The sequence below is a fragment of the Embleya sp. NPDC008237 genome, assembly GCF_042956465.1.
GTDB lineage: Bacteria > Actinomycetota > Actinomycetes > Streptomycetales > Streptomycetaceae > Embleya.
Genome location: NZ_JBIBGL010000005.1, coordinates 16,112 through 38,474, shown reverse-complemented (window position 1 = coordinate 38,474; position 22,363 = coordinate 16,112). Strand labels below are relative to the sequence as shown.

Genomic DNA, 22,363 nt, shown 5'->3' with positions numbered 1-22,363 from the left:
TGGTGAGCGCTGGAACCGAGGGGAGAGCGGTGCTCCGGGTGGTAAGCGCCCGGAAGTTTCGGGAGCAGCGCTCTGGGTTGCGGGGGCGGGGTGTTGGTTTTGTGGGCACGGTGTGGCGCGGGAGCGGTGCTCTCGAGCGTGAGCACTGTGTCGGTGGTGGGCGCTGCGCCGAAGGGAGAGCGGTGCTCCGTGAGCGCCCGGAAGTCTCGGGAGTCGCCGGTGGTCGGGGGCAGTCGGGCCGGGGCCGCAGGCGGGTTCAGCGGTGTACGTCGAGGCCGTCGAGGACGATCCCCACCGCCCGGTCGATGGCCTCACCCTCGCCGGGTGTCGCTACGTGGGCGAGGGCGCGGACCAGCATGGACACGTCCTCGACGGTGGCGTCCGGGCGGGCGGCGCCGGCGGCCTGGGCGCGTTCGAGCCCCACCCGCATGCGCCGCGGAAGCTTTGTGCCGCCGCGGTGACCGGCTCGGTCAGTCCGTGGTCGTCGGGCAACAGATTCAGCAGAGTCGATTTCGTGGGGCCGGTCGACACCAGGATGCGTACCAACGACGCGAACGCCTGTCCGGGGTCGTCCTCGTCCTCGTCCGCGAATCGCCGGGACCCGTTCTCCAGCTTTTCGAGGTATCGCACGGCGGTGGCCTCGATCAGGTCCTGCTTGGTGGGGAAAAGCCGGAACACGGTGGCGATGCTTACCTGGCCTGGCGGGCGACCTCCTCCGTGGAGGCGGCCGCGCCCCCATCCCGAACGGGTTCTCGGCGGCGAGGAGGATGCGCTCCCGATTCGCCGCACCGTCTCGACGCATACACGTGCGGCGTGGTTCACGGAACTCGCGGTGGCGCGAGTGCCCGTCCCCGATACCGGCTCGCCGCTACGAGGCGACTTGCACTCTCTCCTGACGCACATCGCCGAGGTGTACGGCTCGGCTCCGATGTACGGCCTGGCCCGCCAGGTGATAGGCGAAGCCTGCCGTGACCCGCTGTTCAGGGACATCCTGCGAGTGCTGAGGGATCGGCGGCAGGCCGTGCTGAAGACCATTCTCGAGCGTGGTGCGGAGCGCGGCGAAGTGGCGAAGGGTGTGTCGGCCGATCTGGTCGGGAACGTGGTCATCGGCTACTTCGCCGGACTGCTGAGTGCGGACGCGATGTTCCCGGATGCGGCGGGGATCGATCAGTTGGTGCAACTGCTGCTTCAGGGCGGCGGCGTCTTGGCGGACGTCGGGTGACTTCACCGGTGAGGCCGGTGGCGCGGCCGATGAGTGGTCGGTCGGGCACAGGGCAGCTTCGGGCAGACCTACACGGCCGACCCGGTCCTGGCGTCGCACGCGTCGCACGCGTCGCGGACGTCGCGGAGAGTAAGTACGACGGCCAGTTCGGCGCCGGGGACCGGCAGGGTGCGCGGCGCATGCCGGTGGGGAGCAGGACCCGATCCGCGTACAGCGTTTGCCGTCGTCCAGTTCGACGGCCCGGCGTTCGGGGACCAGGGCCGGCATACGGGTGGCGGGCAGCAGGGTGATTTGCTGCTCGCCGTACGCCTGCCGGGGCAGGAATGCGTGCTCGCCGCCCGCCGGCGCCTTCGACAACGGCGGTCGTTCGTGCGGGAGTTCGCCGCCCGTCTCGACGACGGTGGCGCGTCCGGCGAAGCCGTGCCGGCGCGGTGCGAGCGCGGCGGCGATGCCGGCCGCGCTCCCTCCGACGAAGGCCCGCCAAGGTCCTCCGACGAAGGCCCGCCAAGGTCCTCCGATGACCACCAAGGTCCGCCGACAACGGCCTAGCTGCCGGTTGCGTGGGCTGCGGCGCGGCCGGCGAGGCGGCCGCCGAACAGGCAGCCGCCCAGGAAGGTGCCTTCGAGGGCGTTGTAGCCGTGTACGCCGCCGCCACCGAAGCCGGCCACCTCGCCCGCGGCGTACAGGCCCTCGATGGGCCGTCCGTCGAGGCCGAGGGCGCGCGCGTCGAGGTCGGTTTGGATGCCGCCGAGCGTCTTGCGGGTGAGGATGTGCAGCTTGACGCCGATCAACGGGCCGGCCGCCGGGTCCAGGATGCGGTGCGGCGCGGCGGCTCGGCCGAGCCGATCGCCCAGGTAGCGGCGGGCGTTGTGGATGCCCTGGATCTGCGCGTCCTTGCCGTACGGGTTGGCGATCTGCAGGTCGCGGGCCTCGATCTGACGGCGGATCAGCGCCGGGTCCAGGAGTGGCTCGGGGGTCGAGCGGTTCATGCCGGCGACGAGTTCGTCCAGGGTGTCGGCGACGACGAAGTCCGCGCCGTGCCGCTTGAAGGCTTCCACGGGAGCCGGTGCGCCCTTGCCGATCAGGCGGGTGCGCAGGAAGCCGACGCGGTCCTTGGCGGTGATGTCGGGGTTCTGTTCGGAACCGGAGAGCGCGAACTCCTTTTCGATGATCCGCTGGGTGAGGATGAACCAGGAGTGGTCGTGACCCGCGAGGTCCTCGGTGGTGCGCAGGTGTCGAAGCGTGGCCAGGGTGTCGTAGCCGGGCAGGCACGGTGCGGGCAGCCGGCGTCCGAGCGCGTCGAACCACATCGAGGACGGGCCGGGCAGGATCCGGATGCCGTGGCCGGGCCAGATCGGGTCCCAGTTGCGCAGGCCCTCGGTGTAGTGCCACATCCGGTCGCGGTTGACCACCCGGACACCGGCCGCGGCGCCGATGTCGAGCATGCGCCCGTCCACGTACGCCGGTACGCCGGTGACCATGTTCGCGGGCGCGGTGCCCAGTCGGGCGGGCCAGTATCGGCGGATCAGGTCGTGGTCGGCGCCGATCCCGCCGGTGGTCAGGACGAGTGCCTGCGCGGTGAGTTCGAAGTCGCGGACCTCGTCCCGGTTGCTCGGCGCGCCCCTGCGGGCGGAGTCCGGGGCCAGGACCCGGCCGCGGATACCGCGGGCGGCGCCGTTCTCGACGATCAACTCGTCCACCCGGTGCCGGTGGTGGAAGGTGAGCAGTCCGTCGGCGGCGGCCCGACGGGCCGACCGGACGAAGGGCTCCAGTACGCCGGGGCCGGTGCCCCATGCGACGTGGAAGCGGGGTACCGAGTTGCCGTGCCCGTCGGCGCGCAGATTGCCGCGTTCGGCCCAGCCGACCGTGGGCAGGAAGCGCATGCCGTGGCCGGCCAGCCACGAGCGCTTCTCGCCGGCGGCGAACTCGACGTAGGCGCGGGCCCAGCGCACCGCCCACGAGTCCTCGTCGTCGAGCCGGTCGAACCCGGCGCTGCCGCGCCAGTCGCTCCAGGCCAGTTCGAAGGAGTCCTTCACGCCCAGCCGGCGCTGTTCGGGCGAGTCGACCAGGAACAGCCCGCCGAACGACCAGAATGCCTGCCCGCCCAGGTTCGCCGGGCCCTCCTGGTCGACCAGCGCGACCTTGCGCCCCAGCGCGGTGAGTTCGTGGGTGGCCACCAGGCCGGCGAGTCCGGCCCCGACGACGATGACGTCAGCGTCCACTGTGCGTTCTCCCTGGGTCGGGTCGGATGCGGGCGAGCAGGTCACCCGGCGCGCTCGCGCACACGCCGAGATCCACAGGAGGGTACCGGCGCGCGACCCACACCGACGGCACCCCCACGCCACCGGCACTCGCATCGGCATTTGCCCGCGGCGCCCACCCCGCCGGCGGCGCCACTCGCGGCGCCCACCCCGCCGGCGGCGCCACCCGCGGCGCCCACCCCGCCGGCGGCGCCACCCGCGGCGCCCACCCCGCCGCCGGCGCCACCCGCGGCGCCCACCCCGCCGCCGGCGCCCCCCGGCGCCCACCCCACCCCCGGCACCCACCCCGCCGACCTGCGCGCCTTCGTCGCGAATGCGTCGCCGTAGGATGCGGCCCGAATCCCGGATCCCGGTCGGAGGATCGGGAACGGGACGGGGGAGACCAGGAGATGACGGTTCGGATCCTGGCCGAGCGCTACGAACTGACCGCACTGCTCGGCCGCGGCGGCATGGGCGAGGTGTGGGCCGCCCGTGACCTGACGATCGACCGTCGGGTCGCGGTCAAACTGCTGCGCACCGGTGCGGACGACGGTGACACCGCACTGTTCCTGCGCGAGGCCCGCACCGCAGGCGGCGTCGACCATCCGGGCATCGTCACCGTCCACGACGTCGGACGGGACGCCGCCGACGGCACGCTCTACCTCGTCATGGAGCACGTCCAAGGCCGGGACCTGGCCCGGGTGTTGCGCGAGGACGGCCCGCCGCCGGTCCCGCTCGCCGCCGACCGGGTGGCACAGGCGGCCGTCGCGCTGCACGCCGCGCACCGGGCCGGCATCGTGCACCGCGATCTCAAGCCCGCCAACCTGATGCTCACCCCCGAGGGCACGGTCAAGGTGCTCGACTTCGGCATCGCCCGCTACGCCGCCGCGACCCGGGAATCGACCCGACTGATCGGTACGCTCGGCTACATGCCGCCCGAGCGCATGCGCGGCACTTCCGGCGACGCCCGCGGCGACCTGTACTCGCTCGGTTGGGTGCTGCATGAACTCCTCACCGGGGAAAAGCCGTTCGGTACGAGTGAGCCGGTGGCGCTGATGTACTCCCACCTGCGCACGGCGCCCGAGCCGCCGAGTCGGCGGCGCCCGGAGGTCCCGGCGGCGCTCGACGCCGTGGTGCTGCGCATGCTGGCCAAGAAACCGGCCGACCGACCGCGCGACGCCGCCGAAGTGGCGCGTCTGCTACGGCCGTTCGCCGAGGGCGCGGACACCGTCGTGCTCGACCGCGGTGCTCGGCCGCAGATCGCTCGCCGCGGCCTGCTCCTCGGCGGCCTCGGCGTCGTGGCCGCCGGGGTGGGCCTGAGCCTGTACAACCGCGGCGCCGGTGTCGGCACCGGGCGAGGGGAGTCGGCCCGACCGGGCAACTCCGGTAAACCGACCACCGATGCCCCGTCCGGACCGCCGGCGGCCACGCCCGAGCGGGTCGGATGGCGGTTCGCCGCGCGGGAGGCGATCAACACCGCACCCACGATCGTCGCGGGCACCGCGTACATCACGAGCGACGACCGCCACGTGTACGCGATCGACACCGCCACCGGCAGGCAACGTTGGTCCTTCGAGGCGGACGGCCTGCCGGAGCGGCCACTGGTCGCCGGCGGCCTGGTGCACGTGATCGGTCACCTCGACAAGCTGTACACGCTCGACGCGGCGACCGGCGTCAAGCGCTGGGAGCACCCGACCGGCGAGGTGCTCGGTACCCCCATCGCCACCGGTGGCGTGCTCTATGTCGGCGGTCGCGACAGCGGGCTGGTCTACGCGTTCGACGCTGGCACCGGCAGCAAACAATGGGAGTTCGCCACGAACAACGCGGTGAACGACCCGCTCGCGACCTGGAAGGGCATCGTGGTCGCGGCCGGTTGGGACGGTCGCCTGTACGGCCTCGACGCGCAGACCGGCGCCAAGGTATGGACGTTCGATCCGGGCGGCGAGGGCCCGTGGGCTCCCGTGGTCGCCGACGGGCGGTTGTACTGCACCGGCCGCGCCGTCTCGGGCAAACCCCAGCTGTATGCGATCCACCACCTGACCGGCGAGCCCGAGTGGGCCGCCGACACGACCGGAATCCCGTGGGCCCACGTGGCGTTCGCCGACTACACCGTCTATCACGCGGGTGTCGATCCGAATGTGCCCGAGGTGCTGCGCGCCTTCGACACGTCCACGGGAAAAATGTCCTGGGAGTATGCGCTCGGGACCAGGACCGTTACCGGGCTGACCCCGAACAACCGCATGTTGTACGTCGCTTCCGTGGAGGGCACGATCATCGCGCTGGATGCCCGAACCGGGGCGGAGCGCTGGAGCACGACCCCGGGCGGCCCGGTCCGCGCGCCCCTGGCGGTGTCCGACGGCCTCGTCCACGCCGGCAGCGAGGACCGCAATCTGTACGCACTGGACGCCGGCACCGGTGCCGTCCGGTGGACCCGGACCGCCACCGGCGCGATCAAGACCGCGCCGGTGGTGGCCGACCGTATGGTGTACGCGGCGACGGCGGACGGCGCGTTGTACGCGCTCGACGCGAAGACGGGTGAGGGCCCGTGAGCGTTTCGACCGACCCGCGCGGCGGCCCGGTTGTGGGCCCTGGTGGGCGGGATCGGGCCGGAGCCCGGAGTCAGCCGGTCCAGGCGGGTTCGTTCGGCGGCAGCGGCACGTCGGCGACCACGCGGAATCCGCCTTCGGGGCGGTGCCCGGCCTCCAGGGTGCCGCCGTGCAGGGTCACCCGCTCGCGCATGCCCATCAGGCCGTAGCCGCTGCCGGCGATGCCGCTGGGCGCCGCCGAGCCGCCTGCGCCGTCGTCGAGCACCTCCAACACGACCCGATCGGGCAGATGCCGCACCCGTACGGACGCCCGCGCGGCCCCCGAGTGCTTGCGCGTGTTGGTGAGCGCCTCCTGCACGATCCGGTACAGGGTCAGCCCGGTCGCGGGAGACAACGACCGCCGCTCGCCGATCTCCTCGTACTCGATCGGCAGGCCGGCCGCGCGGGACTCGGTGATCAGCCGGTGGATCTCGGGCATCCCCGGTTGGGGTTCGGAGGGCGCATCCTCGTGCCCTTCGGTGCTGCGCAGCACGCCCAGCAACTGGCGCATCTCGCTCAGCGCGGTGCGTCCGGACGCCTCCAGCGTGAACAGTGCCTCGCGGGCCGTCTGCGGATCGCGGTCCAGGGTTGCCCGGGCGCCTCCCGACATCAGGTACATCGTGGTGATGTGGTGCGCCACGATGTCGTGCAACTCGCGGGCGATCCGGCGGCGCTCCTCGGTCACCGCCCGATCCGCGCGCAACTGCCGGTTGATGGCCAGTTGCTGCTGCCACTTGGCGGTGCCGACGCCGACGACGATCACCAGGACGGATCCGCCGAGGCCGGAGGCGGCCGCCTCGGCGAACGACTCTCCGGCGCCGGGAACCACCCGCAGCAGCTGAGCCGCCACCGCCAGGCACCCGGCGATGCCGGTCTCCAGAGGTCGGCGATATCGGGCCACGGTGTACAACGCGACCATCAGCGCGCAGCCGAAGCTGCGCGTGGCCGCGTCGGTGCACAGCACGAAGGCCGCCTGGGCCAGCACCACGGCGATCAGCACCTGCATCGGATACCGGCGACGCACGATCAGGACCGCGGCGCCCAGGACCGTCAGCAGGAACCCGAGCACCGTCGTGGTCGCATCGGCCGAGTCGAACTCGGCGGTCGTGACGAAGGCGAGCGAGTCCATGACGGTGGAGGCGAGCACGAGCAGCAGGTCGTTGCGGTACGCGGAATGATCCACGATCGTGCGCCGCAGCCGGGTGTACGTCCCCGCGCTCGGGCGCAGGGTGATGACCTTGCCGGGTGATGCCGAGGCCGCCGGAGGGTGGTCGGACCCCATTCTCGGGTCTCCTTAGCTGGTGGTCGGTGGTGGGTGGTCGACGGGCTTGTCGATGGTCGACGCGCGGCGCCGGCCGGCGTGCCGGGTCGGCCGCGCGTTCGGGACGAACCGTTCTCGCGGGAATGGAGTCGCCCTCCATTCCATCGCATCCGGAGAGCGCGCCAGACCACCCCACCGACGATCTCGACCCCGGACTCGAGTCCTGCTTCACCCCCCTGCCTCGGGACCGAGGTACCGGGTGTCGCCTCGTTCGCTGCCGCTGCCGGCCCCCGCTCCCGCTGCCGGCCCCCGCCCCGCTGACGCGGCTGCCGACTCGTCCGTGCCTCGGGCGCATGTGGCGTCTCGGGTGTGGCAGGGGCCTCGGCGGCGGCCATCCGGGGCGGGGGTGTGCATGATCGAGAGTCGGTCGGGAAGTCTGATTATCCGGTTTTGTCCCGATGGTAAGGCCGCCCACGTCCCGCTCGAACCGATCCCGCACGAGGCGTCCTCGGCGCGGACACCGGGCCCGGGGTCGAGGGTGTCGAGCCGCGGGGCATTCGTCAACCGTCGCATCCGGAGGGACACCATGGACACCCGTCGCCGGCTGACCGAGGCATTCGACACCTGGTCCGCGTGGGCCGACGCGCAGGCCGGCGACGGGGATCGCGGCGAGCCGCACCTGGCGGACCTGGCCGCGCGGCTGCGCGGTGGGCGGCCCTCCCCGCACCCGGCCGGCGTCGAACACCCGGTCGAGCCGCCGCATCGGGCGGCGCTCGTCGGCCGGCTCGCCGCCACGCTGGTGGAGCCCGAGGGGCGGGAGGGCGACGGCGATCCGGGCTCGGACGGGTTGGCGGAGGAGGTCGTCGCCGAGCTCGCGGCGATGTTCGGGCTGCCCACCGCCTACGGACACCTCACCTCGGGCGGTGCCATCGCCAACCTGGAGGCCCTGCGGGTGGCCCGTGAGGCCCACCCCGAGGGCGGCATCGCACACGGCGCCGACGGCTTCCCCGCGCACGAACGCAGGTGCGACGCGCTGCGCGTGCCGGCCCACTCCGTCCGGATCGACTCGGCCGGCCGGATCGACCTCGACGCCCTCGCGACGCAACTGGCCAAGGAACGTATCGGTACGGTCGTGGTCGGCGCCGGTACCGGCACGCTCGGTGCGGTCGACCCCATCGCCGACATCCTGGCGTTGTGCCGCGAGCGCGACGTGCGGGTACACGTGGACGCCACCCACGGCGGGTTCTTCACCCTGCTGGCCGACGCGGACGAACTGCGCGACACCCCCACCGCCCGGCACCTTCGCGCCATCGCCGACTGCGACTCGGTGGCCGTGGACCCGTACCGCCGTGGCCTGCACCCGCATGCGTGCGGCGTGCTGTTGTTCGGCGCCGCCGACGGCCCGGGCGAGGAAGCGCGCCTCGACCAGGCCCCTCTCGGCACCACCGCGGCGGCCCTGTGGCTGACCCTGCGCGCCCTGCCGCCGACCCCCGAGGGCTTGGGCGAGGTGCTCGCCGGTCGACTCCGCAGCACCCGTCGCTGGCGCGACCTGATCGACGGCGAGCCGGAGTTGATGCTGTACCAGGAACCCGAACTGGACATCCTCACCTACCTGGCCCTCACCGGCGAACCCCGCCCCCGCATGTCGTCCGTGGCCGACTCCAGCCGGCACATCGTGCACGCCGACCCGCCCGGGACCGAACACCCGGTGTACCTGAGCACGCTGCACGTGCGCGTCCTGGACTTCCTGGGCCGACACCCGCGCGCGGTCGCCGACCGCAACGACACCCACATCCTGCGCAGCACCCTGCTCGGCCCGGACTGCGACGCCCACGTCGACCCGGCGCACGACCGGGTCACCGCCCTGGCCGCCGCCGCGCCACGCCGAACCCACACCGCCGCCGACCCGCGCACCCGAACCGAAGCGGTCGAATCGGCGGTGTGAGGCCGGAATCGGCGACGTACGGACGGACGTGCGTGAGGGCGGTGCGTGAGGGCGGTGCGGCGGTGGTGCGGACGACGCGGGTGTGGCGATGGCCGACGTGTGCTTGCGGGGTGGGGGAGCGCGGTGAATTCGGTCGCTCGGGGGCTTGCGGCGGGGCACGATACGACCATGAATGGCGATCATTTCCTTGGCCGGGCTCGGGAGTTGTGGGTCGAGGCTGCGGGGGCCGCGGTGGAGTTTCCGGGGGCGGGCGAGGTGAACGTGGTGGTCTCGCCCGGTTCGCAGTTGTGTCCGCCCGCCTGGGCGGGGGTCGTGCTGCTCGGCGGGGCCGGGATCGCCACCGCGCCGAACGCACGAGACGCCGAGTTGTTGGCGGACGCGGTCCGAAAGGTGGCCCCGGCGAGCGGGCTTGTGGACGCGGGCGGCCTGGTGGGGGCGTTGCCCGTTGTCGACGTGCTGGGGCCGGCCTCGCTCCTCTACCTGGACCGCGCGGCCTTCCTGCCCCACGACGGCGCCGCCGCCGTCGAGGAAGTGGCGGGCGATGGTGCCGAGTTGGCTGCGCTGCTGGATCGGGTCGGCGCGGCGGATGCGGACGAGAGCGGTCTGGCGGACGTCACGTCGCCGGTGTTCGTCGTGCGCGAGGGTGTCCATGTGGTTGCCGCGGCCGGCTATCAGCTCTGGCCCCGGTCCGTGGCGCAGCACGGTGTGCTGGTGGCGCCGGGGAGCCGAGGCCGGGGCCTGGCGCGGACCGTCGCCTCGGCCGCGGTGGCCCATGCCCTGGCCGCGGGCCTGCTTCCGCAGTGGCGAGCACGACCGGAGCCGTCCAAGCGGGTGGCGCTCGCGCTGGGATTTCGGGAAGCGGGCTCGCAGGTGAGCGTTCGGCTCGGTGGCGAGGAACAGGCACCCGGAGTTCGGTGACCGACCTTCGGTTCGGCGACGGTGGCCGTCTTCACTCGGTACGCACGGCCATGGCGGTCCGCACCGGCCCGCCGGTTCGCCCACGCTCAGGAGCGTTGTGCCCGCTCCTCCGTCGCGGTCGCGTCTGCGCCCCAACTGGCCAGCAGACGCAGGTTTTCCGCCGTGGCCGAGCCGGGTTCGGCGTGGTACATGGTCAGGGACTGTTCGGAGTCGTCGGGTAGGCGCAGCGATTCGAAGGACAGGGTCAGGGCGCCGACCAGCGGGTGGTGCAGGCGCATGGCGCCGTGGTGTTGCTCCCTGATGTCGTGCCTGGCCCACAGGCAGCGGAACTCCGCACTCTTGACCGAGAGTTCGCCGACCAGGGCGGAGAGTCGCGGATCGTTCGGATGGCAACCCGCGTCCAGGCGCAGGGCGCCGACGATGTCGGCTGCCTTGGCCTCCCAGTCCACGAACAGGCGGCGCTGGTCCGGGTGCAGGAACACCAGCCGGGCCCAGTTGCGCTCCCGCGGCGGTAGTCGGTCCCAGTCGCCGAACAGGGCCGCCGCCATCGGGTTCCAGGCGAGGATGTCCGAGCGCTGCCCGGTCACATACGCCGGCACTCCCTCCAACGAGGCCAGCAAACCCCTGAGCGCACCGCGCACTTGTTGTTGCGGAGGCGTGGTGCGCCTGCGGCGCTGGCACCTGATCAGGTGATCGAGGTACTCGGCCTCGGCGTCGGTCAGCCGCAGGGCGCGGGCGACGGCGTCGAGTACCTCCTCGGACACGTTGTGGCCGCGGCCCTGTTCGAGCCGGGTGAGGTAGGCGACCGACACACCGGCCAACTGGGCCAGTTCCTCGCGGCGCAGTCCCGGTACGCGCCGGTGCCGCCCGGTCGAGCCGGCCAGGCCGACGTCCTCGGGGCGCAGCCGGGCTCGCCGATTGCGCAGGAACTCGCTGATCTCGGCGCGCGGATCGATCGGCTCGCCGCCGAGCTCGGCCGCCTCGGTCGCCGGTGTCGCCTCCGCCGTCTGTGCTGCCTCGGGCCGGTCGTTCATATCGCCCATTATCCGCGGCGGCGGCCCGACGAGGGCGGGCGAGCCTGACCCTGGCAGTGGTAGGAACACCGGTCGTAAGCCGATCGGGGCTCTGGGTGACTGGGCCGCGGTGCGGCAGGCTCGTGGTCGCCCCGTCGGCCGAGTCGTCGGTGGCAGCGACCGATCACGACCCTGGAGATTGCGATGAGCATCGACGCCGACCAGGCAGCAGCCGACGCCGGCCGCCCGACCACCGACGCCGGCCACATACGGGCCGACGCCGATGACGCATCGGCCGGCGCCGACCGCCCGCCGACGGGATCCGCGGGAGCCCTTCGTGGAACTGCGGCACCGGGACTACCGGGCCGAAGCGCCCGTCGCGCGGTGCGGACGACTGTGCACTCGCCCCTTCTGGAGCCGTACCACGGCCCCGCCCTTCGGCTGCCGAACCGTGCGGCCATGGCGCCGATGACCCGTTCCCGGGCCGACGACGCCACCGGCGTTCCCACGGCGATCATGACCCGGTACTACGCACAGCGTGCCGCCGCCGGCCTGATCGTCAGCGAGGGCATCTGGCCGCACCGTCTCGGCAAGGGCGGCCCCGGCGTCCCCGGCCTGACCGATCCCGCCCAGGTCGAGGGCTGGCGTCGGATCACCCGTGCCGTGCATGCCGCGGGTGGGCGGATCTTCGCCCAGTTGTGGCACGTGGGCCGGGTCTGCCACCCTGATCTCCTCGGCGGCGAGGAGCCGGTCGCGCCGTCCGCCGTCGCCGTATCGCACGGCTTCATCCACACCGCCACCGGTCCGAAGGACTACGTCCGACCCCGCGCGATGTCGGCGGGCGAGATCGGCCGGGCGATCGAGGCGCACGCCGCGGCGGCCCGGAACGCCGTGGACGCCGGCTTCGACGGGGTGGAGATCAACGGGGCCTACGGCTACCTCCTGGCCCAGTTCCTCTCCGACAGCGCCAATGTGCGCACCGACGCCCACGCCGACCGGGTCCGGTTCGCGGTGGAGGTGGTCGAGGCCGTCGCCGCCGAGATCGGGGCGGACCGGACCGCGCTGCGCATCTCGCCCGACAACCGGCTCCACGACATCGTCGAGTCCGACCCGGCTCGGCGCTACCGCCGACTGGTGGACACGCTGGACGGCATGGGCCTGGCGTACCTGCATGTGGTGCAGTCCGGGGAGTATCCGGCGCTGGCCGATCTGCGCCCGCGTTGGCGGGGCACGCTGGTCGGCAGTTACGACGGCCCCGAGCCCGGTGGTCGTGAGCAGGCCGAGCGGGTGTTGCGCACCGGCCTCGCCGACGTCTACGCGTTCGGCCGGTTGTTCCTGGCCAATCCGGACCTGCCGCAGCGGATCGCGGCCGATGCCGCGCTCAACGCACCGCGCGAGACCGGGATGTACGGGGGCGGCGCGGAGGGGTACGTGGACTACCCGAGCCTGGCGGCCGGATAGCCGGCGGGTGGACCGTGGTCGGTGCCGGATCGGGGCTTACCGGGGTGGCCGTGGAGCGCCGCGTAGGCTGGTCGGTCGGGTAGCGAGTGCGGTCGGGAGGGCGCGGCGTGCGGGAGTCTCGCGGGTGTCGGTGGTGGCCGGCGGCGATGGTGCTCGTCGTGGCGAGTGCCGGAGCGGTGGCGTGTGAGCCGCCGCGGACCGATTCCGCGCGGGCGTCCGGATCGGCGGCGCCCGGTGCCGCGGACACGGCGGCGCCCAAGGGCGGCGGCGGGCAACCGGCCCGCTACGCACCGCAGGTGGTCGAGCACGCCCGGGCGGCCGGCATCGATCCGCAACTGCTGATGGCGATTCTGCACAACGAGTCGTACAAGCCGCACGACTCGGCGTTGGAGCGGGCCTGGCAGAAGGTGAAGCCGGATTCCGCCTTCGGGATCGCGAACATGCACAAGGCCGCCTTCGACGAGGCCAAGCAGGGCCGGGACTTCGCCGATCGGGACTGGCAGGACCTGCCCGACGACCCGGACCTGGCGATCGAGGCAGCGGCCTGGCACCTGCACGACCTGGCCGCGCAACTGCCCGCGAACTGGCCCGGTGCGCTGACCAGGAACGAACTCCTCGCCTTGGGCTACAACACCGGCGCCGGCAACATGCTCGCGTTCGCACGCGGCGTGAAGCCGGGCTCGCAGGCGAGTTCGTACCTGGACCGCCTGCACGACAACTGGACCAAGTCCGGCAGAGAGGTCCGGAGTTGACGCCGAGACGCGCGCCGAGTGTCGACTCGCTACCGGGGCGTCTCGGGGCCGGCGGGATTCGGGGGTGTGTGGGTGGTGGCGTCGTGGGCTTCGGCGAGGGCGGCGACCGGGAGGGGTTTGATCGGGGGGCGTGCGGTGAAGGGGCCGAGGGTTTCTCGGGGGATGTGGGTTTCCTCGTGCAGGAGTTCGACCAGGGCGGGGCCGCACATGCGGCCCTGGCAGGGGCCCATGCCCGCCCGGCTGAGGAGTTTGACCGCGTCGGCGGTGCCCAGGCCGGGGTTGTCGCGCAGTGTGCGGCGGATCTGTCCGTAGGTCACCTCCTCGCAGCGGCACAGCAGCGTGTCGTCCTCGGCGAGTGCGTTCAGGGCGGCGCGATCGGGTGCGCAGGTGTGTTCGAGCAGCCTGGCCATTCGGGTGGTGACGGCCAATTCGCGTTCCACGGAGGGTAGTTCGCGGTCGTGGGTGGCGCTGTCGAGGAGGCCCAGGCTGCGGCAGATGTCCAGCGCGGCGCGTTTGCCGGCGGCGACCGCGTGTTCGGCGCCGGCGATGCCGGTGAGTTCGCCGGCCGCCCAGATGTGCGGGAGGGTGGTGCGCATCGCGTGGTCGTGGACCAGGACCCAGCCGCCGGCGGGCCCGTTCCAGGTTGCCTTGCATCCGGCCTGGCGGGCCAGTTCGGTGGAGGGGACGAAGCCGTAGCCGGTGCCGACGGTGTCGCAGGCGATGGTGCGTTCGGTGCCGGGTACAGGACGCCAGTTGCGGTCGACCCTGGCCAATACGGCGGTGGTGATGTGCTCCTCGCCGTCGGCGCGCAGGAGCAGGGTGTGCGTGTGGATGGGCACGCCGGCCTGCCGCAGGGTGCGCACGGCGGCGAGGCCCTCGGCGACCTTGGCCCGGTTGCCGGGCAGCGCGGCGAGTGCGCGGGTGAGCTCGGTGGGGCCGGGCAGGCCCTGGGCGAAGGCCACTTCGGCGACGTCGGCGCCGGCGCGGACGAGCTGCGCGGCGGCGATCAGCAGCAGCGGATGGGCGCCGGCCAGCACGATGCGCCGGCCGGCGAGGGTGCGGTGACCCTTGAGCAGGGCCTGGATGCCGCCGACGGTGAAGAAGCCGGGGAGGGTCCAGCCGGGTACGGGCACCGGCAGGTCGTAGGCGCCGGCGGTGAGCAACAGGGCGCGGGGCAGCAGGATTTCCACCCCATCGGGGCCGTGCACCGCGACCCGGGGGCCCTCGGGCACGGGCGTGCCGGGAGGCGCGGCGAAGCCGTCGGGCGTGGTGTGCGTGCCGAAGACGCCCCACGCGGTGGTGTCGTGCGCGAAGGTGATCCCCGGGTGCGCGGCGGCCCGGGCGAGCAACGCGCGGCCGGCGTCGTACGCGGGGCCGGCGAGCGGATCGGGACCGCCCGCGTCGGGGTCGGGTCGGCGCCAGATCTGCCCGCCGGGACGGGCCTGTTCGTCGACGATCAGGACCTGCGCGCCGTGTCGGGCGGCGGTGACGGCGGCAGCGAGACCGGCGGGACCGGCGCCGACGATCAGCACCTGCGGTTCGGTGGCGGCCATCACACGTCCTCGATCTCGGTGGGCGCGTTCGTTTCGTTCCGGGTGCCGTTCCCGGTTCCGGCCTCGTTCCCCGTGCCCGTGCCCGTGCCGATCCGTACGTCCGGACCGTCCTCCGTGCCACCGTCCACACGCATGTCCGCACGGACCTCCCGGCCGGCGTCGGCACGCACGCCCGGGCGGGCCTCCATGCCGGTGCCCACACCCGCGCCCCCGTCCGCGCCGACCTCCCGGCCGGCCTCGACACCCGCACCCGCGCCGACCCCGCCCCCCGTGTCCACGCGCATGCCCGCGCGGACCGGCTCCTGGCAGGCCCGAACCAGTGGGGTGCCGTCGACGGTGACGGCGCAGTCGAAGCACACGCCCATCCCGCAATAGGGCGCGCGCGGCCGGCCGGCCCGGTCGTACCGGGTGACGGGATGGTCGGTGGCGATCAGGGCGGCGGCCAGCGAGCGGCCGCGGGGCAGGGTGTGCGGGCGGCCGTCGAGGGTGATGGACACCTGCGCCGGGTGGTCAGACAAAGTTCAGTGCTCCGAACCGTGCGGGGGAGTAGTCGTCGAGGGGCAGTCCGGTGGTGCCGGTGAGGACCTGTTCGGCGAGTAGGCGACTGTAGGTGGGGCCGAGGGTGAAGCCGGATCCGCCGGTGGCGACGAAGAAGTCGGGGCGGCGCGGGACGGCTCCGAGCAGGGGCAGTTGGTCGGGAGCCAGCGAGGTGGCGCCGGACCAGATGCGCAGCACCGGCAGGCGCTGTACGGCCGGCACCACGCGCGCCGCGTCGGCACCGGCGAACACCGAGTCCAGCCGCAGTTCGGGGCGGGCGTCCAGGTCGAGGGCGCCGGCGTGCTGGACGAACTTGGCGGCGCGGCCACCGCCGATGAGCACGTTGCCCTCCTCGGTCTGCTTGAGCGAGAGGCGGCGGCCGGCGTGCTGGACCAGGTGCGGGATCAGCGGCGGCGCCGCGGCGGTGACCGTCATGGTGAGCGCGACGGGCACCAGGGGCAGCCGGATGTCGGCCATGGCGGCCACCTCGCCGGTCCACACGCCGGCCGCGACCACGACCGCGCGCGCGGCCGTGCGATGCCCGCCCGCGGTTTCGGCGAGCCACCGTCGGCCGTCGTGGCGCAGCGCGGTCAGCCGTACGCCGGTGTCGATCCGGGCGCCGTGTCGGCGGGCGGCGCGGGCGTAGGCGTGGGTGACCAGGCGCGGGTTGGCCTTGCCCTCGCCGGGGCACCAGGCGGCGCCGATCACGCGGTCGGAGAGATAGGGGGCGCGTTCGTGGGTGGCACGGGCGTCGAGCAGTTCGACGTGCAGTCCGTGGGTGTGTTCCAGGTGCGCCTTGTGCGCGAGCAGGGCCATGTCCTCGGGGGATTCGGCGAGCATCAGGCCGCCGGAGCGGCGCACGCCGCACGGCTCGCCGAGTTCGTCCTCCAGGCCGGCCCACGAGCGCATGGCGTCCAGGTGCAGCGGCAGTGCCTCGGCGGCGCGGGCGGCCACGGTGGGGCCGTGTTGGATCATCCGGTATTCGAGTTGGAAGTGCAGGCTGCCCGCGTTCTGCCCGGAGGCGTGCCGGTTGAGCTGGTCCTTCTCGATCAGTCGGACCGAGGCGCCCGCGCGGGCGAGGTGGTAGGCCAGCGCGCAGCCGAGCAGCCCGCCGCCGACGACCAGGACTTCGGTGGGTTCGGTCGGGCCGGGAGTCATCAGGCCAGGAGTCCGAGTTCGGCGACCGTGGCGCGGACCTGTTCGGCCTCGGCGACGGTCAGCGGCAGCAGCGGGCGGCGCGGGTGGCCGGCGGGTACGCCGCGCAGGGTGAGGGCGTGCTTGAGGATGGCCGGTGCGCTGCCGAAGCGCGGCCCGTAGTCGGCGGTGAACCAGGCCTGCATCAGCACCCGGTCGCGGGCGCCCACGGCCAGTGCGGCGGCCTCGTCGCCCGCGGCGAGGTGATGGAAGAAGTCGGGGTGGTCCCGGCCCAGCACGGCGCCGGCGCCCATCAGGCCGTCGCCGCCGATGCCGCGCATCAGCGCGACGCCGACCCGGTCGGTGGTGATGCCGAAGTAGCGCACCCGCTCGTGCAGGGCGATCAGGCCCTTGACGAAGGAGCCGAAGTCGCCGGTGGAGTTCTTGATCGCGACCACGTTGGGCAGGTCGGCGAGCGCGCTCAGGGTGTCGGTGTCCAGGTCGACGCCGGTGCCCCGGGGCCAGTTGTAGACGCAGACGGGGATGTCGACGGCGGTGCAGACCTCTTCATAGAAGGCCACGATCTCGCGCGAGTTGGGCACCACGTAAGGCGGCGGGGTGAGCAGGATGCCGTCCAGGCCGGCGGCGCGCGCGGCGCGGGCGTGGCCGATCGCGGCGGAGGCGGTGTAGGCGTTGCAGCCGCCGAGCAGGGTGTACCGGCCGCGGACCCGGCGGGCGGCGCGGGTGAACAGGGCGGCGCGTTCGGTGGCGGTGAGGGTGTACCACTCGCCGGTGGTGCCGGCGATGACGACGCCGTCGAGGCGTTCGGCGGCGAACCACTCCAACTGTTCGTCCCAGGCCGCGAGATCGAGGTCGCCCTGGGAGGTGAAGGGGGTTGTCACGGCCGGTATGTAGCCGTGCCAGTCGACGGTGTTGCGGTCCATGCCCTCGGTCCTTTCGGGGCACAAACGCGGGATCCGGGTGACGCGATACCCGTGGGAGCCGGGAACGTGGTCCGTTCCCGGCCGTCGGGACCGCCGGGAACGGTGCGCCGTTCCCACCCGAGGGTGCGTGGCCGCAACCGTGACCGTTCCCGGCCGCGGGCCCTACGGCATCGGCGGCGTCACCGCGACGAGCAGCCGGGCCGGTTTGTCGGAGGAGTTGACGAACCGGTGCGGCAGGCGCGAGTCGAAGGTGATCGCGTCACCCTCTTCGAGGCGGTGGACGCGGCCGTCCACCTCGACGTCGAGTCGTCCGGCGAGCACGGTGGCGCATTCCGTGGAGGGATGGCTGTACGGCTCGTCGGAGGATGCCTGGCCGGGCTCGATGTCGGCCTCCAGCACTTCGAGATCGCCCGATCCGGGGGTGAGCCTGGAGTAGGTGATGTGCTGGCGGGCCGCGCCGAGCCGCATGCGTCGGTCGCGCGTGGTCACGGCCACGCGCGGTACGTCCGGATCGTCGAACAGGGTCGAGATGGAGGTGTCGAAGACGCGGGCGAGCTTGCGCAGAGTGCTCAGGCTCGGTTCCGCGGCGCCGTTCTCCAGTTGACTGAGCATGCCCGCCGATATCCCGGCTTGGACGGCCAACTGACGCAAGGTCAGATCGTGCGCTTGCCGTAGTTCGCGCAGTCGGTCACCCAGCATGGTCCGATCCCCGTTCGCTCCGGTGCCGAGCACCCTCGACTCGCGGATCCTGGCTTGTGCTTCATGGCGTGTTCAATGTGGTTGAACGTTTCGGGGCGAACATAAGCATGAAGCTGACTCCCCGTCAAGATCACTGCGCCGCCCGGGTGATGGTCACCGGGTTGCCGATGGGTGAAGGCCGGGTTGCGGGTGCCCGGCGCGGCGTTGTCGGCGGGTGCGGCTTTTGACGTCCATGTGGGCTCTGAGCAGTCATCAAACCGTTATCAAGGCGAAAAATCGTCGCTCCATGTCCACGAGTGATCACCGTGAATGGATCTTTGGTCCCAAATGCCGAGACGGCCGAGAAAGCCATTGACCATCACGTTCGGCGACGCCTACTTTCGAGCCCACCGTTCAGCCAGATCAAACACTCGGTTCCGTCATCGGCCGATCGGGTGGCTTGAGGAAGGTGCGCCATGCAGGGCAATCACCCCATCGGGGACAGTCGCCGAGCCAAGGCCGTGCGTCGGGCCGCCGCCCCATTGGCGGTCACCGTCGCCGCCGCTTTGATGCTCGCCGCGTGCGGCGGCGCCAAGAAGCAGTCCGGCGACGCCCAGGGCGACGGCGGCACGCTCGTCGTCGACACCTCGTTCAGTCTCAAGACCGCCGACCCGGGCCGGACCTTCGAGCCCACCGGGATCCTGGTCACCCGCCCCGTCTACGACACGCTGCTGACCTTCGCGGGCGGCGACGTGACCAAGCCGGTACCGCTGCTCGCCGCGTCCTTCGAGGCCGCCCCCGACGCCAAGACGTTCACCTTCCCGTTGCGCCCGGAGGCCAAGTTCTCCGACGGCACGCCGGTGACCGCCAAGGACGTGGTGTTCTCGTTCAACCGGGTCAAGAACCTCAAGGGCAACCCGGCCTTCCTGCTCGACGGCGTCACCGCGACCGCCAAGGACGAGCACACGGTGGTGCTCACCACCGAGGCCGCCGACCCCGCGCTGCCGTTCCGCATCGCCACCCCCGCACTGGGCGTGGTCAACTCCAAGACGGTCGCCGCACACGGCGGCTCGGACGCGGCGGGCGCGGACCAGGGCGACAAGGCCGAGCAGTTCCTGAACTCCGACTCGCAGGGCAGCGGCCCGTACCGGATCACCAAGTACGACGTGAGCAGTGAGGTCATCCTCACCCGCAACGACAACTACTGGGGCGCCAAGCCCAAGTACGCCAAGGTCGTGGTGCGCAACGTGCCCGCGAACACCCAGCAGTTGAACGTGCTCAGCGGCGAGAGCCAGGTCTCCCTGGACATGTCGCCGGACCAGGCGGTCAAGGTCAAGGGCCAGGCGCAGGTGCTGCAACAGCCCACGCCCACCACCGCGTTCCTGTTCACCAACGACAACCCGGCCACCTCGCCGACCACCTCCAACAAGGACTTCCAGGAGGCGGTGCGCTACGGCCTGGACTACAAGAGCCTGCTGGACGTGGCCGGCGCCGGCTCCGCGCAGGCCGCCGGCATCGTGCCCGGCTTCTTCACCGGCGCGCTCGACCCGGCCAAGGCCGTGCAGCGCGATGTCCCGCGCGCCAAGGCCGCGTTGGCCCGCGCCGGGCTGAACAACCCCAGCGTCGACCTGTACTACGCCTCCGACGTGACCATCAACGGGATCAACTTCGGCGACCTCGGCGCCCGGGTGCAGGCCAACCTCAAGGAGGTCGGCATCAACATCAACCTCAAGCCGGCCCCGACCCAGACCGCGCTGGACTCCTACCGCAACGGCACCGAGTCGATGGGCCTGTGGTGGTGGCAGGCCGACTACCCCGACGCCAGCGACTACCTCGCGTTCACCCCGGGTGAACTGGTCGCCCTGCGCGCCGGCTGGAAGAAGGACGCCAACGCCGAGGTGAGCGACCTCGCCCAGCGGGCCAAGGTCGCCACCAGCGACGCCGAGCGCGTCGCGCTGTACAAGCAGCTCCAGGAAGCGATGAACAAGACCGGCCCGTTCATGCCGCTGCTTCAGCCCGCACAGGTGATCGCCGCGAACAACTCGGTGAAGAACCTGCACTACAACCCGATCTGGTACATCGATGTCGACAAGCTCGGCTGACCCCAGGGTCGACCGCGGCACCCCCCGGCCGGCCGCACCCCCCAAGGGTGCGGCCGCCGGCCCCCGGGCCGCGCGCGGCTCCCATCCCTTCGCCCGCTTCGTGCTGGTGCGCCTGTCCGTCGGGCTGCTGCTGTGCCTGGGCATCACGATCCTGGCCTTCGTGCTCACCCACGCCGTGCCCGGCGACCCGGTCGCCGCCAACCTCGGCGACCGCGCCCAGAACGACCCGGCCGCCGTCGCCGCGTTCAAGGAGAAGAACGGGCTCAACGAGTCCCTGCCCTCCCAGTACGGCACCTACCTGGACAACCTCCTGCACGGCGACATGGGCACCTCCCAGCAGACCCACCGACCCGTGTGGGACGACCTGGCCGACCGGGTGCCCGCCAGCCTGGAACTCGCGCTGGTGGCCATCGTGTTGGCGCTGGTGATCGGCGTCGGACTGGGCATCGTCGCCGCGGTGACCCGCAACCGCTGGCCGGACCGGATCATCCGCGTCGTCAGCCTCGCGGGCGTGTCCATGCCGGTGTTCTGGCTCGCCCAGGTCTCCTTCTATCTCTTCTCCTTCAAACTCGGCTGGATCCAGGCGGGCGGGCGACTGTCGCCCGGCGCCATTCCACCCGAGGACATCACCGGCCTGTACACGCTCGACTCGCTGCTCACCGGCGACCTCGGCACCTTCGGCGAGGCCTTCTCCCGCCTGGTGCTGCCCGCGTGCGTGCTGGCCGCGTTCAACATCGGCGTGCTCACCCGCTTCACCCGCGCCGCGGTCCTGGAAGCCCTCGGCAACGACTACGTCCGTGCCGCCCGGGCCAAGGGCCTGCCCGAGTTCACCGTGATCCGCCGGCACGTGCTGCGCCCGGCACTCACCTCGATCCTGACCGTCGCCGGGCTCACCTTCGGTGGCATGCTCGCCGGCACCGTCCTGGTCGAGAACGTGCTCTCCTGGCCGGGCCTGGGCCAGTACGCGTACAAGAGCGCACTGAACCTGGACCTGCCGTCCATCATGGGCGTCTGCCTGTTCGTCGCGGTCGTGTACGTCGTGATCAACCTCCTCGTGGACCTGCTCTACGGGGTCATCGACCCGAGGATTCGCCTCTCGTGAACGCCACGCGCCTCTTCCTCGGCGATCGGCTCGGAGCCGACCGCACCGGCACGGACGACCCCGCCCCGCGTCGCAAGCGCCGCCCGGGCAAGTCGCCGTGGCGCAGCCCCCTGGCCATCACCGGGCTGGTCATCATCGGCGCCTTCCTGATCGCGGCGATCTTCGCAACGCTGATCTCGCCCGAGGACCCGCTCGCCCAGAAATGGCCCAAGTACCAGTCGCCGTCCGGCGAACACTGGTTCGGCACCGACCAACTCGGCCGCGACATCCTCTCCCGGGTCATCCACGGCACCCGCATCTCGCTCCCGCTCGCCCTGCTCCTGGTCGTGCTCGCCATGGTCATCGGCACCGTGCTCGGCGCGGTCGCCGGCTACTTCGGCGGCTGGATCGACATGGTCGTGATGCGCTGCGCCGACCTGGTGCTCGCCTTCCCGGCGATCATCCTGGCCATGGCCGTGGTCGCGGCACTGGGCCCCAACCTGACCAACGCCGTGCTCGCGGTGGTGATCGTCAGCTGGCCCACCTACGCCCGCGTGGTCCGCGGACTGGTGCTGACCCTGCGTCAGTCCGACTTCGTCCAGGCCGACCGGCTGCTCGGCGCCTCCGGGTGGCGCGTACTGGCCGTGGACCTGCGGCCCAACCTGGCCGGCCCGGTCGCCGTGCTCGCCGCGCTCGACCTGGGCAACGCCGTACTGCTGCTGTCCGGACTGTCCTTCCTGGGCCTGGGCGCGCAACCGCCCGCCGCCGAGTGGGGCGCGATGGTCAACGCGGGCTCGGCGAACTTCGACGCGTGGTGGGTCGCGGTCTTCCCCGGCGCGGCCATCCTGCTCTCGGTGCTCGCCTTCAACTTCCTGGGTGACACCCTGCGCGACGCGCTCGATCCGCGTACGGCACGGGCGATCCGAAAGTGACGGAC

Annotated in this window: 18 protein-coding genes; 9 read left to right on the top strand and 9 right to left on the bottom strand. The window is 72.4% G+C overall.

Translation table 11 applies throughout. The annotated features are described in order from the left end of the window. Positions 1 to 256: 256 nt before the first annotated feature. A complete protein-coding gene (locus ACFZBU_RS14020) occupies positions 257 to 430 on the bottom strand; it encodes a hypothetical protein (RefSeq protein WP_391583786.1) in 174 nt (57 codons plus the stop codon). Between the two features lie 105 nt (positions 431 to 535). Here ACFZBU_RS14020 and ACFZBU_RS14015 point away from each other — a divergent pair, with 105 nt between their 5' ends. After that, positions 536 to 1,222, top strand: a complete 687-nt coding sequence (locus ACFZBU_RS14015; RefSeq protein WP_391584338.1) for a TetR-like C-terminal domain-containing protein — start codon at positions 536 to 538, stop codon at positions 1,220 to 1,222. Between the two features lie 545 nt (positions 1,223 to 1,767). Here the strand turns inward: ACFZBU_RS14015 and ACFZBU_RS14010 are convergent. Next, positions 1,768 to 3,444, bottom strand: coding sequence for an FAD-binding dehydrogenase (locus ACFZBU_RS14010; protein ID WP_391583785.1), 1,677 nt, complete (start codon positions 3,442 to 3,444; stop codon positions 1,768 to 1,770). Between the two features lie 428 nt (positions 3,445 to 3,872). Between ACFZBU_RS14010 and ACFZBU_RS14005 the strand changes: the two genes are divergently transcribed. Further along, the gene (locus tag ACFZBU_RS14005; RefSeq protein ID WP_391583784.1) at positions 3,873 to 6,011 is read left to right on the top strand and encodes a PQQ-binding-like beta-propeller repeat protein; all 2,139 of its coding nucleotides are present in this window, start codon (positions 3,873 to 3,875) and stop codon (positions 6,009 to 6,011) included. Positions 6,012 to 6,081: 70 nt separating this feature from the next. Here ACFZBU_RS14005 and ACFZBU_RS14000 read toward each other — a convergent pair whose 3' ends face one another. Beyond that, a complete protein-coding gene (locus ACFZBU_RS14000) occupies positions 6,082 to 7,329 on the bottom strand; it encodes a sensor histidine kinase (protein ID WP_391583783.1) in 1,248 nt (415 codons plus the stop codon). 565 nt (positions 7,330 to 7,894) lie between these two features. On the opposite strand from ACFZBU_RS14000, the gene ACFZBU_RS13995 reads away from it, so the two are divergent. Both ACFZBU_RS13995 and ACFZBU_RS13990 read left to right on the top strand, forming a co-directional pair. Continuing rightward, on the top strand, positions 7,895 to 9,253 hold the full coding sequence (locus tag ACFZBU_RS13995; protein WP_391583782.1) for an aminotransferase class I/II-fold pyridoxal phosphate-dependent enzyme: 1,359 nt from the start codon (positions 7,895 to 7,897) through the stop codon (positions 9,251 to 9,253). Between the two features lie 168 nt (positions 9,254 to 9,421). Further along, positions 9,422 to 10,171 (top strand): GNAT family N-acetyltransferase, encoded by a 750-nt coding sequence (locus ACFZBU_RS13990; RefSeq protein WP_391583781.1) that lies wholly within the window; start codon positions 9,422 to 9,424, stop codon positions 10,169 to 10,171. A gap of 86 nt (positions 10,172 to 10,257) precedes the next feature. Here the strand turns inward: ACFZBU_RS13990 and ACFZBU_RS13985 are convergent, their stop codons facing one another. Beyond that, a complete protein-coding gene (locus ACFZBU_RS13985) occupies positions 10,258 to 11,205 on the bottom strand; it encodes a helix-turn-helix transcriptional regulator (RefSeq protein ID WP_391583780.1) in 948 nt (315 codons plus the stop codon). Positions 11,206 to 11,580: 375 nt separating this feature from the next. Between ACFZBU_RS13985 and ACFZBU_RS13980 the strand changes: the two genes are divergently transcribed. Both ACFZBU_RS13980 and ACFZBU_RS13975 read left to right on the top strand, forming a co-directional pair. Beyond that, positions 11,581 to 12,645, top strand: a complete 1,065-nt coding sequence (locus ACFZBU_RS13980; protein WP_391583779.1) for an alkene reductase — start codon at positions 11,581 to 11,583, stop codon at positions 12,643 to 12,645. 146 nt (positions 12,646 to 12,791) lie between these two features. Then, on the top strand, positions 12,792 to 13,397 hold the full coding sequence (locus tag ACFZBU_RS13975) for a transglycosylase SLT domain-containing protein (protein WP_391583778.1): 606 nt from the start codon (positions 12,792 to 12,794) through the stop codon (positions 13,395 to 13,397). A gap of 29 nt (positions 13,398 to 13,426) precedes the next feature. Here ACFZBU_RS13975 and ACFZBU_RS13970 read toward each other — a convergent pair whose 3' ends face one another. The 5 genes from ACFZBU_RS13970 to ACFZBU_RS13950 all read right to left on the bottom strand — a co-directional run bounded on the left by ACFZBU_RS13970 (position 13,427) and on the right by ACFZBU_RS13950 (position 18,264). Next, positions 13,427 to 14,950, bottom strand: coding sequence for an FAD-dependent oxidoreductase (locus ACFZBU_RS13970; protein ID WP_391583777.1), 1,524 nt, complete (start codon positions 14,948 to 14,950; stop codon positions 13,427 to 13,429). Further along, on the bottom strand, positions 14,950 to 15,468 hold the full coding sequence (locus tag ACFZBU_RS13965; protein ID WP_391583776.1) for a (2Fe-2S)-binding protein: 519 nt from the start codon (positions 15,466 to 15,468) through the stop codon (positions 14,950 to 14,952). Before ACFZBU_RS13965 ends, ACFZBU_RS13970 begins: the two co-directional genes overlap by 1 nt. Next, entirely contained in the window at positions 15,461 to 16,645 is a 1,185-nt protein-coding gene (locus tag ACFZBU_RS13960; protein ID WP_391583775.1) for an NAD(P)/FAD-dependent oxidoreductase, read from the bottom strand. Before ACFZBU_RS13960 ends, ACFZBU_RS13965 begins: the two co-directional genes overlap by 8 nt. Next, positions 16,645 to 17,565 (bottom strand): dihydrodipicolinate synthase family protein, encoded by a 921-nt coding sequence (locus tag ACFZBU_RS13955; protein ID WP_391583774.1) that lies wholly within the window; start codon positions 17,563 to 17,565, stop codon positions 16,645 to 16,647. Before ACFZBU_RS13955 ends, ACFZBU_RS13960 begins: the two co-directional genes overlap by 1 nt. Positions 17,566 to 17,727: 162 nt before the next feature. Beyond that, positions 17,728 to 18,264, bottom strand: coding sequence for a helix-turn-helix domain-containing protein (locus tag ACFZBU_RS13950; RefSeq protein ID WP_391583773.1), 537 nt, complete (start codon positions 18,262 to 18,264; stop codon positions 17,728 to 17,730). Positions 18,265 to 18,719: 455 nt separating this feature from the next. Here ACFZBU_RS13950 and ACFZBU_RS13945 point away from each other — a divergent pair, with 455 nt between their 5' ends. Genes ACFZBU_RS13945 through ACFZBU_RS13935 form a run of 3 tightly spaced genes read left to right on the top strand, consistent with a single transcriptional unit; the run spans position 18,720 to position 22,358 of the window. Next, positions 18,720 to 20,345, top strand: a complete 1,626-nt coding sequence (locus tag ACFZBU_RS13945) for an ABC transporter substrate-binding protein (RefSeq protein ID WP_391583772.1) — start codon at positions 18,720 to 18,722, stop codon at positions 20,343 to 20,345. Beyond that, positions 20,326 to 21,447 (top strand): ABC transporter permease, encoded by a 1,122-nt coding sequence (locus ACFZBU_RS13940; protein WP_391583771.1) that lies wholly within the window; start codon positions 20,326 to 20,328, stop codon positions 21,445 to 21,447. The genes ACFZBU_RS13945 and ACFZBU_RS13940 overlap by 20 nt, the downstream gene beginning before the upstream one ends. Continuing rightward, the gene (locus ACFZBU_RS13935) at positions 21,444 to 22,358 is read left to right on the top strand and encodes an ABC transporter permease (protein ID WP_391583770.1); all 915 of its coding nucleotides are present in this window, start codon (positions 21,444 to 21,446) and stop codon (positions 22,356 to 22,358) included. Before ACFZBU_RS13940 ends, ACFZBU_RS13935 begins: the two co-directional genes overlap by 4 nt. Positions 22,359 to 22,363 lie beyond the last annotated feature (5 nt).

What these genes read in the sequence shown, in the direction of transcription:
- ACFZBU_RS14020 (WP_391583786.1), bottom strand. Translation starts at nt 430, where the DNA reads ATGCGGGTGGGGCTCGAACGCGCCCAGGCCGCCGGCGCCGCCCGCCCG.
- ACFZBU_RS14015 (WP_391584338.1), top strand. Translation starts at nt 536, where the DNA reads ATGCGTACCAACGACGCGAACGCCTGTCCGGGGTCGTCCTCGTCCTCG.
- ACFZBU_RS14005 (WP_391583784.1), top strand. Translation starts at nt 3,873, where the DNA reads ATGACGGTTCGGATCCTGGCCGAGCGCTACGAACTGACCGCACTGCTC.
- ACFZBU_RS14000 (WP_391583783.1), bottom strand. Translation starts at nt 7,329, where the DNA reads ATGGGGTCCGACCACCCTCCGGCGGCCTCGGCATCACCCGGCAAGGTC.
- ACFZBU_RS13995 (WP_391583782.1), top strand. Translation starts at nt 7,895, where the DNA reads ATGGACACCCGTCGCCGGCTGACCGAGGCATTCGACACCTGGTCCGCG.
- ACFZBU_RS13990 (WP_391583781.1), top strand. Translation starts at nt 9,422, where the DNA reads ATGAATGGCGATCATTTCCTTGGCCGGGCTCGGGAGTTGTGGGTCGAG.
- ACFZBU_RS13985 (WP_391583780.1), bottom strand. Translation starts at nt 11,205, where the DNA reads ATGAACGACCGGCCCGAGGCAGCACAGACGGCGGAGGCGACACCGGCG.
- ACFZBU_RS13975 (WP_391583778.1), top strand. Translation starts at nt 12,792, where the DNA reads ATGGTGCTCGTCGTGGCGAGTGCCGGAGCGGTGGCGTGTGAGCCGCCG.
- ACFZBU_RS13970 (WP_391583777.1), bottom strand. Translation starts at nt 14,950, where the DNA reads ATGGCCGCCACCGAACCGCAGGTGCTGATCGTCGGCGCCGGTCCCGCC.
- ACFZBU_RS13960 (WP_391583775.1), bottom strand. Translation starts at nt 16,645, where the DNA reads ATGACTCCCGGCCCGACCGAACCCACCGAAGTCCTGGTCGTCGGCGGC.
- ACFZBU_RS13955 (WP_391583774.1), bottom strand. Translation starts at nt 17,565, where the DNA reads ATGGACCGCAACACCGTCGACTGGCACGGCTACATACCGGCCGTGACA.
- ACFZBU_RS13950 (WP_391583773.1), bottom strand. Translation starts at nt 18,264, where the DNA reads ATGCTGGGTGACCGACTGCGCGAACTACGGCAAGCGCACGATCTGACC.
- ACFZBU_RS13945 (WP_391583772.1), top strand. Translation starts at nt 18,720, where the DNA reads ATGCAGGGCAATCACCCCATCGGGGACAGTCGCCGAGCCAAGGCCGTG.
- ACFZBU_RS13940 (WP_391583771.1), top strand. Translation starts at nt 20,326, where the DNA reads ATGTCGACAAGCTCGGCTGACCCCAGGGTCGACCGCGGCACCCCCCGG.